Here is a 16,000-nt window from a genome sequence, read left to right as displayed (position 1 = left end):
AAAGGGCGAATCTCTGCTCTTTCTCGATGGAGGGATGGGCACGCTGTTGGCCGAGCGAGGTTGGGCTCCCCCCATGCTTCCAGAGGAGATGAACATGGAGCGACCGGAAGTGGTGCGCGCGATACATAAGGCTTACATCGACGCGGGAGCGGACATCGTGGAGACGAACTCCTTTGGAGGCAGCGCTCTGAAACTGGCTCACCGAGGGCTTGGAGAACGTGCTGTGGAGGTCAACGCGGCGGCGGCGCGGCTAGCGCGGGATGCCGCGGGGGACAATCTCGTCGCGGGCTGCGCTGGACCTTTGGGAGAGCTGCTGGAGCCCTTTGGGTCCCTTTCCTTTGAGGCAGCCGCGGCGGCCTTCCGTCCTCAATTCCAGGGGTTAATCGAGGGAGGCGCGGACTTTATTTTGATAGAGACGGTCCTAGACCTACGAGAGGCTAAAGCCGCAGTTGTTGCCTTGAAAGAATTGGACGATTCGTTTCCCTTCGTTGTGAGCTTCACCTTCGAACAACAAGGGCGCACCGTCACGGGGACCCCTCCAGAGGTGGCGGCTCACTGGGCTCGATTAGTGGGTGCTCTGGCCGTGGGGGCCAATTGTGGCATGGGACCAGGCGCTTACGTGGACGTGGTCGCCACGCTCCATCAGCATTCGGAATTACCGGTTTTCGTGTATGCCAACGCGGGGTTGCCCGACGACCCCGAACAGTGGGGACCGGAAGAATATGCGGAAGCGGGAGAGCGCCTGCTGAAAGCCGGCGCCTCTGTGATAGGAGGCTGCTGCCGGACCACGCCCGACCATATCGCCGCCTTAAATCGGCGTTTGGGAGAAGCGAAGGCTTTATCTAGACCCAGACCCCAGATCGATTTCTTACCCTTTGCCAGTCGTAGCCGCCTGGTGACGGGGGGGCGGGGTCACGCCTTGACTCTTGTAGGAGAGCGAATCAACGCCTCGCGTTCCGCGCTCAAGCCTCACGTTGCCTCCGCTGCCTGGGGACCTGTGCGAGATCTGGCTCGGGCTCAACAGGAGGCGGGAGCGCAACTTTTGGACGTGAACATCGGACTTCCGCAAATCGACCAAAACGAGGCCATGAAAAAGGCCGTGGCCGCCGTCGAAAGTTCCTCCGACCTTCCGCTGTCCATCGATAGCGACCGTGACGACGTGATGGAGACTGGGCTGCGAGCCTGCACGGGGATCCCGTTACTCAACTCCGTCACAGCGAAAGGGTCAGAGGTGGAAAGAGGCATCCGTCTGGCTCAGCGTTACGGGGCGCTTCTGGTGGCGCTTCCTCTGGACGAAAAAGGTATCCCTGAGACTGTGGAGGGACGTATGCTCCTGGTCCAGCGAATCATAGAGACAGCAGACCGCATGGGCTATCCCCGTTCGCTGTTGGTGGTGGACGGGCTTTGTATGGCGGTCGGCGCGGATAATCAGGCTCCCCGCGCGGGCCTGGAGACCCTTCGCCGCATCCAGGAGCTGGGTTGCTGCACCATGCTGGGACTCAGCAACATCTCTCACGGAATGCCCGCGCGAAGCGTCATCAATAGAACGTGGCTGGCGATGGCGATGGGGGCGGGGCTCGACGTGGTCATCGTCGATCCTTTGGACCGCGGAATCATGGAGACCGTCGCCGCGGGAGATCTCCTCCGTGGGCACGACAAGGACGCGAAAAAATTCCTTTCCCTGGCAGGAGCGTTTACGCGAGCCACACCTGTGGAGAGCAAAGTAGAGAGAAAAATAGAAGGGAAAAAAGAAAAGCAAAAAGGAGCGCAAAAAGAAGCACAAAAAGAAGCACAAGAAAAAGAGGATCTCGAATCCGATGGATTCGATGGAGACGGATGGGTGACCTTGAGGCGCGCTATCATCCAGGGGGACCCGGACAAAGCGGGCGAACTGGGCAGGGCTATGGACGAGGCGGGCATGCACCCCACGACGATCATCAATGAGGGAGTGGTTCCGGCTCTAACGGAAGTGGGAAGGCTCTACGATTCGGGACGTTATTTCCTACCTCAGCTTCTGTCCTCGGCAGGCGCAGCCCAGAAGGTGTGCGACGCGGAACTGGCACGTATCGCCGCGTCGGGCGAGAGCATGGAGAAAGGTACCGTGGTTCTAGCCACGGTAGAGGGCGACTTGCATGACCTAGGTAAGAACGTGGTGGCCACCATGCTGCGCAGCCATGGTTACAAGGTGGTAGATTTGGGCAAAAACGTTCCCTGCATGGAGATCGAGAGAGCCGCCCAGGAGCATAACGCCCAAGTTGTCGGGCTCTCGGCCTTGATGACCAGCACCATGTTCCGCATGGAAGAGGACGTATTAGCGCTCAAGGACAAGTTCCCTGAAATGCGTGTAATCGTGGGGGGGGCGTCGGTGAGTGACGACTACAGCCGCCGTATCGGCGCGGATGGTTACTCTCCCGACGCGGTAGGGGCGGTAAAACTGGTGTCGCGGATCTTGGGAGATAGCAATAGCAGCGATGCGTGATGAAGAAGCAGCGATGCGTGATGAAGAAAAGGAGATGAAGACATGTCTAAGGCGGCGTTGTTTTTGATCGATGGCTTTGAGGAGACGGAAGCGTTGACCACGGTGGATATTTTGCGACGCGGTTTGGTGGAGGTGACCACGGTGTCTCTCACCGGACGAGAGGCGGTGAGAGGTAAACACGATATTATCGTCCAGGCAGATAAGCTCTTCGAGGAGGCGCGGGGTAACGCTTTCGATATGCTGGTGATTCCCGGCGGAACCACCGATTACACGGAACACGAAGGGCTTTTGGACTGGGTGCGGAACTATGACAGGGAAGGGAAAAATCTAGCCGCCATTTGCGTGGCGCCCGCGGTGTTCGGCAAGGCGGGGATATTGCGGGGTCGACGGGCCGTTTGCTATCCCGGCATGGAATCCTGGCTGACCGATGCGACCATCGGACAAGGTATAGTGGAGACGGACGGGCACATCACAACCTCTCAAGGTCCAGCCACCGTCATGTTTTTTGCTTTGCGGATCCTGGAGATTTTGGAGGGCAAAAAAACAGCGTGGAAAGTGAGCGAGGCTTTCCTCTTCCCCTTGATCTTCCCTTCGACCAAGACCGCGTAATGTCCTGTATCCTATTTGTTTTGTATTTGGTTTCTTGCCCTATGTCTACTTTCATGTAAAACTCCTTTTATGGCTTATCAACGTGAGATGTGGGGCGGAACACGACCAGAATATTAATGCGATTAATGCAGCTGTAAATATTCTCAGAGTGGGGGCATCCACTCTTAAAGGAGAAGACGTAAGACCTGTTTTAGTCGGCTGTCTTTGTCGATCTTAGAATCCCACAACTTTAGTCGTGGGAGTATGTCAGACCACCCTTTTGCAAGAGCCTTTTTATGCTATCCAAAAAGGCTCTTGCTTTTCGTTTTCAGACAATAAAACACCTGTCTCAGACTTCATTACCTGACGCCAAATCAACATTGTCGAAACGCGCAACCCTGCTACCTACGCTGCTTGATACACCGTATATCATTTCACCATAACATATTATGGCGCTTTGTAATAGCTTATTCAGACATTATGTGATTTGCCGCGTCTTTTTCTATGCCAGCATTTATTAAAATCAAGAATGATTAACCTACATTATAGATACATTTATATTTCAGGATTATGTTATAAATTTTAACCAAAGCAATGTGTTTTCGCATTGCTTAGATGTTTATTTATTATTTTCTTTTCAAACGCTTTATTAAGTTTTCAGGTATAGGTTAAAAATCACTGAGGATTATGATCATTATTTACATAACACTGATTCTTTGATCGTACTAATATCTACTTATAGCTAGCAGATATCTTTCGCGTAGTATTCCGAAGACCATATGATCTAAGGAAAAGCTAAATCTTGCAAAGTTTATCCAACGGATAAACACTTTTTAAAAAATTGATTATTGATATAAGCTTGATTTTCGGTTTCAATATCGATGTTTTCGTTGAATATTTTACGTTCGGAACTTCTCCGAACAACCTCTTATATTCAGTTTTCAAGGTGCGAAAGGAGCATGACAGGCTACTATTGTAATGTCAATAAGAAGGAATCTGATACAAATTAATATATAAATAAATATGAATAGAAACTTATATCTATACTATACGGTGACCCTCTTATTTTCTGTATTTTGTTGACTATTTTGCCCCGCTTCGAGCCAGGAGTTCCGCCGCTTCTTCGTTTTGAAACTCCGTGGCGTATCGCAACGCCGTCCAGCCATCGTTATCCTCCGCGTTTAGGGTCGCGCCCGCCTTGATCAAGAGAGACAGGATCCTGACATTGCCTTTGCGGGCGGCTGCCATCAGAGGCGTAAGGCCGTCCCTGTCTCGCACTTGACACTCAGCTCCTGCAGCGATCAAGATGTTCACAATTTCCTCGTTTTCGGACTCGCAGGCCAGAGACAACGCCGTGACCTCGTCCACAGTCGCGGCGTCGACATCTCCACCGGCTTGGATCAAAAGAGAAAGCAAGTTAGCGTATCCCCTGTACGCAGCAGACATTACAGGCGTAATCCCTTCCCGGTCAGGAACCCTCACGTCGGCCGAGGCTGCGATCAGCGTTTTCGCGACTCGAACATCTCCGCTGATCGTGGACCATAAAAGCGCCGTCCAGCCACCTCCATCCTCCGCGTTGACCGACGCGCCGGCTCTGAGAAGTGCGTCAATCGTCTCCAAGTTACCCTTGCTGACGGCCAACATCAAAGACGTTACCCCCTCCTCGTTGCGGGCGTCCACATAAGCGCCGGCCCCAATCAGGAGCCGCGAGACTTCCGTTCGGTTTTCCAGCACCGAGGACAAGAGCGCCGTCATATACCGGGAAGATTGAATATCCAAGTCGGCGGAGGCGGCAATCAGCTTTTCAACGACCGTCACGTTGGACCTGATGGTGGCCCACATCAAAGCCGTCCAACCGTCCGCATCCTGAGCGTTCACGTCAACAGACAACTGAACCAGGACATCCACGATCTCAGGGCGGTTCAAGCTAACGACCAACATTAAGGGTGTCAGGCCGTTCTCGTCGGGCTCATTGACATCGACCCCACCCACAATGGCCTCCGCCACCTCCGCGGGACTGGCGCTGGCGCAAAGCTCAAGAAATTCAGGAGACGCCAGTGCGTCAGAAACAACAAAAATAACTTCGAGCGACACAAGGAAAAGGAAAAACGCGCGATATGTCAAGCTCTTCAATTTCAAACCTCCCCAATTTTCACGCAACCTCTACTAGGCATATTCTGAAGCCGCTCCGTAAATCATATTGTAGCCAAGACGTTTGACGATAGAGAAAATTATAGCTCAAACGGACGAGGAATCTTGAAAAGACACTCTGAATTCTGTTAAGGTAGGCAAGCGGCAAAAGCGCGCGCATTGTGAACCGGATATTTTTATCTTTTTTATATCTTTTTTATATCTTTTTTATTTTTGGGCAAAAGAGGACATTGCGTGATGGAACGCACGACGGTAAGTTACGGCGAACTTTACGATAAAGCGATGAGAAAGCCAACGGCTTCAGCTGTTGGCTTTCTCATCGCTTTATCGTAAATGCTTGTAATTATTTTTGAGCGTTTAGAAAATAGGATTTGACTCCAGTGATACTTTGGCCTCTCGTAAACTTATGCCTTTTTTCCAAACCACTATCGAGTAAATTACAGCGAGCGCTACCCCGATCACATTGGATAGCGGATAGGACAACCGAAATCCAATCTGAGCGTTGCAGATATAAGAAGTCGTGATGAACACGTACCACGCGCCGGGGAGAAGCGACATGTAAGGCGCCCGATCGTGCCCTTTGGCTATAAGGTAGATGGTGATGATAGCGAAGGCGAACACCGCCAGAGTCTGGTTGCTCCAGGCGAAATACCTCCACAGGGTAGCGAAGCCACCGGGGGACGATTTTGCCCAGTAGAGAATACCGGCCACCAGCGCAAAGATGATCGTCGAAATGATCACGCGGTTCTTCGCGGGTTTCTGATCAATGTGCAGGAACTCTCCGGCCATCAGGCGCAGAGAACGCAGAGCGGTGTCACCAGAGGTGATCGGCAGCACGATAACGCCCAGAATCGCCAATAGGCCACCCGCCGAACCCAAAATATCTCGGCAGACCAACGCGATGACCTGTACCGCGTTGCCGTGCACACTCAGAGCGGTCAGAGGCTGGCCATTGGCGGTGATCAAACCTTTTTGGATGGCGCCCATGGAAGCGGCGGCCCAGATCATAGCTATAAAGCCCTCGAGGACCATCATGTTGTAGAACGTCATGCGTCCCTGGCGTTCACTGGTCATGGAACGGGAAATAATCGCGGTCTGAGTGGAGTGAAACCCGGATACGATACCGCAGGCCACGGTAATAAAGAAAATCGGGATCAGGTTGGTGCCCTCTACAGGGTAAATACCCTTCCAGTTCGTAGCCCCAAGCTCTACCAAGGGGTATTCTTTGAGGAAGAGTCCCCCAAACACACCAATAGCGGAGAAGAGCAGTACCGCGCCGAATATGGGATATATCCTGCCGATGACCTTATCTATGGGGAAAAGCGTAGCGGCCAAATAATACATGAAAATGACACCGTACACCACCCATGTTGACGGGGCGTTTGCCGCGCCAGAAAAGCCCAACACTTGTGTTGCGGCAATGTCGCCCGGCACGTAGATGAACACCGCGCCAACCAAAAGCATGAGGAAAGAAACGAACACATTGTATACATTGTATACCGCCTTATTGGTGTATTTTTCGACCAAGGCGGGCATCTGCATCCCTCCGTTACGCAACGACAACATTCCAGAAAAATAGTCGTGCATAGCGCCACCCAGAATGTTGCCAATAGGGATGAGGATAAACGCGACGGGCCCGAACAAAATCCCCTGTATCGGCCCAAGGATCGGCCCCGTTCCCGCAATGTTCAGCAGGTTGATGAGACTGTTTTTCCATGTCTGCATCGGAACGTAATCCACCCCGTCGGTTTTGGTGAACGCCGGCGTCTTACGATCGTCAGGTTTCATGACGTTAACGCAGATCTGTCCATAGATGGCGGACCCCACAAACAAAATAACCAACCCAATAAGAAACGTCGTCATTACAGCAATCCCCCTTCTTTAAACTAGTTATGGAACTTGAAGTGACGGACTCAATGTGTTTCGTTTCCCCGCGTTTAACGATTCCCCCCCTTTTTATTTTTACATCAATCGGCATTATAGCATAATGAAAAACGGTTACTTTTACGTGTTTTTCAATCTTACGTTCTTACGTTATCGACGCGCAACGGACATAATTGACACCGCTACCCCGGGAGGAACGCAATGTGCCCTCCACGCTCACATCGTCGTTTTCTTGCTTCGCGCGAAGCTGTTCGCGCAAAGCCTCGTCGTACACACGCACCACCAAAAAATCGCGTCTCGTTCCTCCCTCCCACTCGGTATCTTGACGCACGGCGAACTGCGCGTACTTGCCTGTTCCCGTTTCGCCCTCAGATTGTCCTTTTAAGAAGTGGACCTTGCCCGATATTTTGACGCTGTTCTCTCCAAGAATATCTTCCGTTAAAACCAAAAAAACACCCGCTTTTCCATTAAGTTTACGAGTCCGAATAAGCTTACGAGTCCGAATCTGGACATGTCGCCCATTATACTATCGTTTCCACTTCTTGCGCGTAAATATACATTTCTCCACTGCCCAGAGAGGAGTGAAGAGATCCTTGGACCTTTAGCGGCGTTCCCTCGGGAAGACTCCTAACTGTCTCTCGCACCGTGGGAATGAACGCCCTGGAGACCAAAAAATCTTTGCGGGTGGTTCCGTCGTACCAGGGCGTCTCCTGTTTGATGGAAAATAGGAAATACTTGTCGTTCTTCTTTTCGCTTCTGATGTGATGCAGCAATCCCGATACTGTGACGATGTTGTCGACTTGCGTAATTTCCATCACCTTCATCACCTCTTTAAAAAAATGTTTTAAACACGGCTCACAAATACAGCGCCAGGTTAGTCAGCACGCAAGCAAAGGTAACGCCCCATCCTATCGCGAGTATTTTCGCGATCTTTTCAATCCTCGCCAATCTTTTTTCCAGCGTCTCCTTTTGCTCCAGTATGGACTTTTCCCATTCGCCACGGTGGATGGTCATGGCCTTTTCCACCGCGTCTTTGACTGCTTGGGGCAAGGTGGCCTCCATGCCTCTCGTCAGCTCCGAAAGTTCGGAGGAAAACTCACTCAACTCCCTGGTTTGGGCGCGTCCGTCCGCTTTCAGAACACCTTCCCAATTGGCTATAGCCTCCTGCAAAGCGAGGAAGCCCTTAGCCTCGGCAGCCCCGATTGCGGAGGCAGAGCGCGCGGCAAAGGCATCCAATTGGTCGCGGATATTCGAAAATGCGGGCAACACGCTATTTAAAACGTTTCGCGCGGATTCTTCCGCCGTATTCAGAGAGACGGCAATCTCATCGCTGGCTTTGATCAGCCGGTCCAGAGCGATCATTGTTTCCTCGACGCCCCGGTTGGTTCGGTCCGGCAAAGTCTCCGCCGCTTTTTTCAGCTCGGAGACGAGAACCTCCTCCAAACGAGGCAGTAACGTACTTGCTAATTCCGACACAACCCGCGCCGTTGTGTGATCCAACGGGCGGTCGGCTACACCAACATTCATCAACGCGGCGAGCTTCCTTTCTTATCTTAATTTTTTTCTTGCTTTTTTTCCCGATTTTAAATTTTTGTCCTCATGCCGTACCCCTGTTTTCGATATGAAAATTCGCGACAGATTTTTTCTTGCGCCTCGCCCCTTCCAGGGCAAAACGTAGCCGAAGCTTCGTAAACGGAAACTTAAAGTCGTGTCCGCTCGCGGCCCATTTTTGCAGCAATGTCTCATCGGAACCTTGTTCGAGGTTCCTTCCCCAGAGCATGAAGTCCGTGTAACGCGCGTCGTAATTCTCGTAGACGAACCACTCGACTCGCTCCCCGCATTCCCGGCTTCGGGTAAATAGATCCATCCGCTCTGGAACGTCCGTCAGCAGGTCGGACAGGCGGCCATTGAAGAGGGCGCCTTGCCCGGACGCCGCGATCCAGGAATCCGCGTGAGCGAGGGCGCGCATGTAGGGAGCTCTCGCTAAGTCGGACAAACCCGAATCGATACGCGCGATGTCGAGGTGGACAATGGGCAACCACTCCGTGAAAAGATCGTCCCAATCCACGTGGAAAGAGCCTTCAAGGTTACAGAGTCCGTCGCTGGGCGCCACTAGAACCTCCAGTTGACGTAGGAGCGAATCGGGAACGTCCAACGGGACATAAGGTAGCGCGGGGAGCGTTGAACCGCAGGCAAGCCACGCTTCCTCGTTCTCTGCTCCCAGTGTGTCGCTCATCGCCAGGTCATGGGCTAGGCGGGATAAAAAACCCAGAGAGTCATGGCGTCTCAGGCCCAGCAGAACGATCCGGCGACTTCGGCGCAAGCCGTCGAGTTCCAGAAAGCGAGATTGGATGTTCTGCTCATGAAACGTGGCCAAAAGAGGCGCGAAAATCCCCTGCTCCCTCTCTTCTTTTTCCTCCGGTTCATTTTTTGAGCTCTTTTCCCAGTCCGACTTCCAGATTTCCTGTCCCGTAAAAACGACATTGGGATCGCTGGTTTCGAGATCTTCGGAGTGTTCGGACGCCAACAGATCGATTGCCGATTTCGTCAGTTCCTCGATTCCTTTCTCGGCGTCGCGCAGGTTTTCTAGAGCCCGCGACAACGCTTCCCGCGAGGCCGACGCGTCCGCGACGACATGATCGACATCGACCAGAGCGGCTTCCTCACGTCTCAATTCTTCGTAAAGAAGGTCGCAGTAATCCTCTTTCATGCGAGCCTCCCACCAGGAAAGATGTTCGTTTAGCAAACGCAGACGTTCGGAAAGCAACATCCCCACGCCCGCCAGCATTTTATTCCTATCCACCTCCCGCCGGGAAAAAACCTCATACCTGGGCCAAAATTCCAGGTTCTCGAACCAGCCTCTGACTCGCACTTCCTGCGCCTCGTAGAAAACGTACCGGGAAAAGGAAGGCAGTTCGCTTTTGTCGTCCAAGGCTCTTTGAAAGCAGTCCCCAGACACGAGGTCGTGTTTTTGCAAAATATCGCGGCAAGAACGGCGGGCTCTGTCCATCCGAAAGGTTATTTGGGCGCTCAACTCCTCCCACTCCTTTCCCCAGCGCTCGTACCGGTTTTGGATTCCCTTAAGAGTATTGGCGCTTTCTATCGCCTTCTTCAGGCAATCCATGTGATATTGGGGGTCGAGTGAACGGCGCCATTCATTGCGCACGGCGGCAATCTCCGCGTTAACCCAACGTTGAGCATCGCGGAGAGCGTGAACTTTTTCCCGCCGCGCACGGGCCTCGGACTCGGCTTTTTCTTCGGTTTTCTCTGAGGAAGCGCTTTTCAACGCCAGTTCCACATCAAGAGCCGTTCGCGACAACAACATGAAGGCGCGTTTCGCTCGGGCCTCGATCCTGCAACGGTTTAAATTGACCTGAAACGTCTCTAACTGTTTGATTGAAAAGCCGAAGTTCGAGGCTTGCCACGCGGCGGATTCTCGGTCATAAAAATGCCTCATCGCCAACTTCGAGGAAACAGGGATAATGGTGGAGTTTCCGAGAGGACACTCTTTGGGGAAATTTTTTTCGATGTCCCGGCGAAGTTCTTGAACGTAAGCGGAGAGTTTCCGCTCTCGCGAGAAAACCACCTTCCCGGCCTCTGTGTCGTCTCGCTCCATGTCGATTTGGGATAGTAGGAAAATGACCTTTTGGTCCTGCTCCAGGACAGCCTCCAAAGATTCCAAATCGGCCGCCTTGAGCGGATTTCTTATGGAGGTCACGTAAATCACTACATCCAGCGTGAGCAACAATTGGCGCAACAACATCTCGGAGTGCTCCGGGAAATCACAAGCGTCCAGCCCCGGTGTATCAACGAGGACCAAGCCTTCTGGGACCGCGGCGGCGGGGCTCGTCCACTCCAGAAAAGCGACAGCTTTTTTGTTGGCGGGGTTCAAACGCTCGGAGGCCAAGCCTTCCATCCACCCGGCGGTGAGCTGTAGTCCCAGGACGCGCTTGCGCTCGCCGTTCTGCAAAACGACGGTTACGCTCCGCTCTTCTCCTTTGCGACAGCGGATCACTAGGTTAGTGGTCGCCTGAGTTTCCTCGGGCAAAAGCTGCTCACCCATCATGGCGTTGATGAAGGTGGATTTTCCGCTGCTGGTGATGCCGATGACCCCCACCTCCAGCTCCGCTCTTTCCGCGGCGCGAAGCAGGGTCTCGATCTGTTCTCGCCGAGCTGGAAAAAGTTTTTCGATCCTCGGATCCGACAGTGCGTTTAGGGCGTCTTCCAGTCGTTTCCCGACCTCTTTTCCGTAGTTCGAGTTCAGATCAACGCCCTCTCTGGAAGAAAAAGCGGAAGAAGAACTAGAGAAATCGGAAGAAGAAGGCTTCTCCTTGTCCGTTTCGACTTCAATTTCGACTTCAGTTTCAGTTTTAATTTCAATTTCGGTTTCAGTTTCAGGGTTCGTCTTTTTTTCGGAAAGCGAGATTTTCCCCAATAGGCGCTTGAGACGGGTCATATCCGCTTCCATCTCTTCAAGTTCGGTCACGTCGGAGGAAATTCCGATGACCCCCTTAGTTGCGCCTTGAGAAAAGGGAACGAGGAGCGTTCGCAGGTCTCGAAGCCTTCCATAAGCGTCTTCGTAGGAGCGTTGTTCCTCCGACTGAGAACCCGCGCTTTTCTTGGCGACCCGAATCGCCCACTCCGTCAGGTCGGGGTTGCGGGACAGGACGTTTGCAAAAGCCGCGTTGTGGAACGTCAAGTCACCGTTGAGTTCGTAGAAAAACAAAAGATCGGGGATCGCGTTCGCCATGCCCATCACGAAAGCCGCTCGCGCGTTTTCCTCTCGCGAAAGCGCGAGGCGTCTCTCCATTTCCGTCAGACGCATGAGCATTTCTTCTCTTTGGTCGTTAGCGTCCTGAGGAAGGACCGTCTCCACGCCAATCAGGCGTTGAATTTTTCCCATTGGATCCCGGAAGCACACGGCGTCCATCCGCAACCGACGGTAGTGTCCGTCGCCACAATAAAGCCTCCGCTCCAGGGAAAAAGCCTCTTCTTCGCTCTCAAAGAGGAGGTAGCGAAGCTCCTGGCTTTTCGCGTAGTCCTCGATATGGTAGAGTTCGGACCATTGTTCAAGGGTACGGGGCAGAGTTTCAGGCGTCAATTTGAGGTTCCGAATCAACTGTGGGGAACAGCGAATTTGCCGCGTTTCAAAATCGAAATCGATGACGCCTTCGCGGGTGAGGGTCAAAAACTTCTGCCAGATGTGTTCCTCCTGAAAAGTTTTACCTGAAATGTGCGTCATCGTGCTCCAAGCGGGGGATCCAGCGAATCAACGGAGGTCAACCGTACAACGTCCCGCGGAGCGGTGGGGCCCGACGCGTCAGCAACCGAAAGGTCCACCTCTAAACGGTTTCCGTCCGAGCCTAAGGCCGTCAAAGCGTCAAACAAAACCTTCCCTCGGTCGCGTAACAAGGTTCTCTGGTCGGCTGGTTTTAAATCAGAATCGGTGTAGGTGGAAATACGGAATTTTAAGGAAGGATCTTTTTCCATCAACATTGCGACTTTACTGAAATTCTCTTGATAGCTCGTCAATAACTTACTCGACCCCGGAGCGAAATGCGCGGCGAATTCCAAGCTGCCGACGCGCTCCACGATTCGCAGAAGGTCCAATACCTGGGCTTCCTTTTCATTGTCAGGAACAGAAAGAGGAGATACTCCGGGTTGATGTTTCGGAGCTTCGAGAAAGGACAACCGGTATTCCCGCAAGGCCGTAACCTCCTGTGTCACCCAAACGTCACGGCCTGAGCGAGCCAGCTTCCCCACCACAAGACTCCCACCAAGTCCAGGATTTTCGCGAAACACAACTTCGCCTCCCGCATTTTGCAAAGAACGAAGAAAACGGTGTCCCAATTCATCGGAGGAAAAAGGCTTAGCGTCCGTGTGATAAACAATTTCGGTCCATCGGCCCGCGAGAAAAATAGAACCCTTTCCCGTGGGAATCGTCAAGGCGCGCTCTCCACCGCCGTATTCCACAATATGGTATCCCGGCGACCTACGAAAAAGAGGGTGGTCGCGAGAACCCGCAACCTCGTATGCCCACGCGGAAGATACTTGCAAAACGGCAACCACCAGAATGGCTTTTTTAATGGCTTTGGTGACTTTGGTGACTTTGTAAAACACGGAAGACCTCCCCTCAAAACGGCGTCTACGTGAACAAAATGGTCAACCCGCTCTCATCGGAACCCATGATTTCTTATTATAACCTAATAAGCTCCGGACTTCTCTTCACTATTTTTTCTCACTATTTTCCCTCACTCTATTCCATACTGCTTCAGAAGTTCCTGGTACCTCTCCTCGAGCTCTTCGGCCGGACTGGGGTCATGGTGATAAGGAGCGGGCTCCTGGGGAATATACTGAGGCGTGGAATCCACGGGAGCTTGCGGAGTTAAGGTATCGGGAACATCCTTGTCTTCAGGGACTTCGTCTTGGTCGATTAAGAAGAGGCGAGGCGCGTTGGGGTCTATCACAGCGGCGTCGTAATTTCCACCGTGCAGGGGACATTCGGCGGACGGTCCCCGTCCCGTGGGCATGTACAGCTTCACGACAGGGCACCCCGACCTGGCTTTAAAGCCCGTCGTGCGGCAAATAGAGATTTGGTCAACCTCGACCCACGCCGGAGCAGGCTCGAATTTTTCAGGCGTTCCCAAGTGTTCCACGGCGAAATCCATGAAGATCTTCCAGGCTGGCGCAGCGACGACGCCCCCCGTTTGGTTCCGTCCAAGGCTCTTGTGATTATCATTGCCCGCGTAGATGGCGGTGGTTAAACCCGGAGATCCTCCGATGAACCACGCGTCGATGAAATCGTTGGACGTTCCTGTCTTGCCGAATGCTTCGGCTTTGGTAAGACTCGCGCGAGAACCCGTCCCGCCGCGGATGACGTCGAATAGCATAGAACGCAGGACGTAAGCCGTCTCAGGATTAATCGCCTGTATGGACTGTGGATCATGAGACTCCAGAACCGTTCCGTCCGGCGCGGTGATTTCTCGGATCATGAGGGGCGGTGTGCGTTTTCCCCCATTGGAAAAACAGTTGAAGACCACGGCCATTTCCAGAGGTGTTACGCTAGCGGACCCTAAAGCGACGGAAAGGTCGCTCGTCAAGTACTCCGAGGTGATGCCCATGTTGCGCGCCATGTCGACGATAGATTGCGTCCCGATATAGGCGGCGGTCCTGACGGCTACGGTGTTGTAGGAACTGGCCAGCGCTTTTTGTACCGTGACTTCTCCATGATATTTCCCGTCGGAATTTTTCGGTGACCATTTTCGTCCATTGTCTTCGAAAACGAGCGACTCGTCCAGAAAGTGGTCCGTGGGCAGAATATCGTTTTCCAGAGCGGTGGCGTAAACAACGGGCTTGAAGCTGGAGCCTGGTTGCCGAAAGGCCTGGGTGGCCCGGTTGAATTTACTTTCTTGGAAATCCTTGCCTCCCACCAGAGCCAGCACCTCGCCCGTTTCGGCGGCGAGGCAGACCAGAGCACCTTGACTTTTCAGGGTACGGATGGCTTCTTGCGCCGATTCTTGGAGGTCTAGGTCCAGGGTTGTTTTGATTTGAAGGCCACCGGTATACACACGGTCCGTACCGTACCGAGGCAAAAGCTCATTGAAAAGAATATGAGACACGAAATAAGGTGCGTAGTTGTACTCCTCGATTTTGTTGGGTATATGTTTGAAGGCAAGTTCTTCGTTGTAAGCGCGTTTTCTTTGATTGGAGTCGATCCAGCCTAGGGTTTCCATTCGGCGCAAGACGTAATTTTGCCGGTCTTTCGCGCGGGAAAGGTTACTTAGGGGGTTGTACCGTCCCGGCGCGGCGACAAGCCCCGCCAGGACGGCAGACTGAGCCACATCCAGTTCGGCCGCGGAACAGCCGAAATAAGTATGGGCCGCCGTCTCTACTCCCCAGGCACCACGCCCGAAGTTGATCGTGTTCAGGTACTCCATCAGGATCTCGTTCTTGGTGAGCAATTGTTCCATACGCAAGGAGAGGATGATCTCCTTGACCTTGCGGGCGATGCTCTTTTCTTGAGTGAGGAAGAGGTTACGAGCGAGTTGTTGGGTAATCGTGCTGGCGCCTTGCAGGGCGTCGCGCTTGACGAGGTCCATCCACAAGGCCCGCAAGATGGAGGTTACACGAAAACCTCGATGTTGGTAAAACGCGGAGTCCTCCGCCGCCAGAATGGCGCGAATCATCCACGGCGATACCTGATTGAGCTGCAAAGACGTGCGATTTTCAATAAAAAGGCGAGCGATAACTTTCCCGTTACGGTCGTACACCAAGCTGGGCTCGCTGTTCTTGTGGGTCAGAATGTCGTCCTTCGTTGGCAGCTCCTTCGAAATTGTCACCACATAATAGGCCACGCCCGCGCTGGTCAGTCCAACCGAAAGTAGTAAGAATAACAGCAAAAGAGCCAAAAGAAAAACGAAAAACCTCAGAATAAAACTTTTATGCCGTTTTTTACGCGGTCGCTTTCGTGTATTTTGCAAGATCAAAGCCTCCTGAAAACTCCTATGTGGATGTTGTACATTTTAAATTTCTTCCAAAATTTCTTTTGAAGAGGGGCTTGCTTTTTCAAAAACCCCATGATATATTACCTTGCGTTGTCGACATAGGCAACAGGGAGCTTTAAGTTTTTCTCCCCATGAAACTTGATAATAGAATACAGTGCATAGGTCAAGCAAAGAAATGATTTTTGAAATAGCTCGAAGTTGATGGACTTTAAGTTAATAGACTTGGTTAATAGACTTGTTGATAGACTTTAAGTTAATGGACTTCAAGTTGTTGATGAAAAGAATGAGCTGAGAGTTTGATCCTGGCTCAGGACGAACGCTGGCGGCGTGCTTAACACATGCAAGTTGAACGACGGTTTCCGGAAGCAGCAATGTGGAAGGAGATACGGAGTAG

Annotated in this window: 10 protein-coding genes and 1 rRNA gene; 3 read left to right on the top strand and 8 right to left on the bottom strand. The window is 52.5% G+C overall.

Features of this window, described 5'->3' with window-relative positions:
* Positions 1-13 precede the first annotated feature (13 nt).
* Both LBJ36_12310 and LBJ36_12305 read left to right on the top strand, forming a co-directional pair.
* Positions 14-2,479 carry a homocysteine S-methyltransferase family protein gene (locus LBJ36_12310; protein ID MDR1379815.1) on the top strand — a complete coding sequence of 822 codons (2,466 nt, stop codon included), beginning with the start codon at positions 14-16 and terminating at the stop codon, positions 2,477-2,479.
* Positions 2,480-2,521: 42 nt separating this feature from the next.
* A complete protein-coding gene (locus LBJ36_12305) occupies positions 2,522-3,088 on the top strand; it encodes a DJ-1/PfpI family protein (protein ID MDR1379814.1) in 567 nt (188 codons plus the stop codon).
* A 1,062-nt stretch (positions 3,089-4,150) separates the two neighbouring features.
* On the opposite strand, the gene LBJ36_12300 is transcribed toward LBJ36_12305, so the two are convergent.
* The 8 genes from LBJ36_12300 to LBJ36_12265 form a co-directional block, all read right to left on the bottom strand.
* Positions 4,151-5,200, bottom strand: a complete 1,050-nt coding sequence (locus tag LBJ36_12300) for an ankyrin repeat domain-containing protein (GenBank protein ID MDR1379813.1) — start codon at positions 5,198-5,200, stop codon at positions 4,151-4,153.
* Positions 5,201-5,575: 375 nt separating this feature from the next.
* Entirely contained in the window at positions 5,576-7,081 is a 1,506-nt protein-coding gene (locus LBJ36_12295) for a carbon starvation protein A (protein MDR1379812.1), read from the bottom strand.
* Between the two features lie 166 nt (positions 7,082-7,247).
* On the bottom strand, positions 7,248-7,550 hold the full coding sequence (locus LBJ36_12290; GenBank protein ID MDR1379811.1) for a DNA-binding protein: 303 nt from the start codon (positions 7,548-7,550) through the stop codon (positions 7,248-7,250).
* Between the two features lie 73 nt (positions 7,551-7,623).
* Positions 7,624-7,917 (bottom strand): DNA-binding protein, encoded by a 294-nt coding sequence (locus LBJ36_12285; protein ID MDR1379810.1) that lies wholly within the window; start codon positions 7,915-7,917, stop codon positions 7,624-7,626.
* Positions 7,918-7,957: 40 nt separating this feature from the next.
* Positions 7,958-8,629, bottom strand: a complete 672-nt coding sequence (locus LBJ36_12280) for a hypothetical protein (protein ID MDR1379809.1) — start codon at positions 8,627-8,629, stop codon at positions 7,958-7,960.
* Positions 8,630-8,699: 70 nt separating this feature from the next.
* Positions 8,700-12,344 (bottom strand): dynamin family protein, encoded by a 3,645-nt coding sequence (locus tag LBJ36_12275; GenBank protein MDR1379808.1) that lies wholly within the window; start codon positions 12,342-12,344, stop codon positions 8,700-8,702.
* Complete coding sequence (locus LBJ36_12270; GenBank protein ID MDR1379807.1) at positions 12,341-13,222, bottom strand: hypothetical protein; 882 nt, start codon at positions 13,220-13,222, stop codon at positions 12,341-12,343. The genes LBJ36_12275 and LBJ36_12270 overlap by 4 nt, the downstream gene beginning before the upstream one ends.
* 131 nt (positions 13,223-13,353) lie before the next feature.
* A complete protein-coding gene (locus tag LBJ36_12265; GenBank protein ID MDR1379806.1) occupies positions 13,354-15,582 on the bottom strand; it encodes a PBP1A family penicillin-binding protein in 2,229 nt (742 codons plus the stop codon).
* 308 nt (positions 15,583-15,890) lie between these two features.
* Between LBJ36_12265 and LBJ36_12260 the strand changes: the two genes are divergently transcribed.
* Positions 15,891-16,000: ribosomal RNA gene (locus LBJ36_12260) — 16S ribosomal RNA — on the top strand; the annotation flags it as partial.

The sequence above is a fragment of the Synergistaceae bacterium genome (genome assembly GCA_031267575.1).
Classification (GTDB): Bacteria; Synergistota; Synergistia; order Synergistales; family Aminobacteriaceae; genus JAIRYN01.
This window is presented reverse-complemented; position numbering and strand designations above follow the sequence as displayed.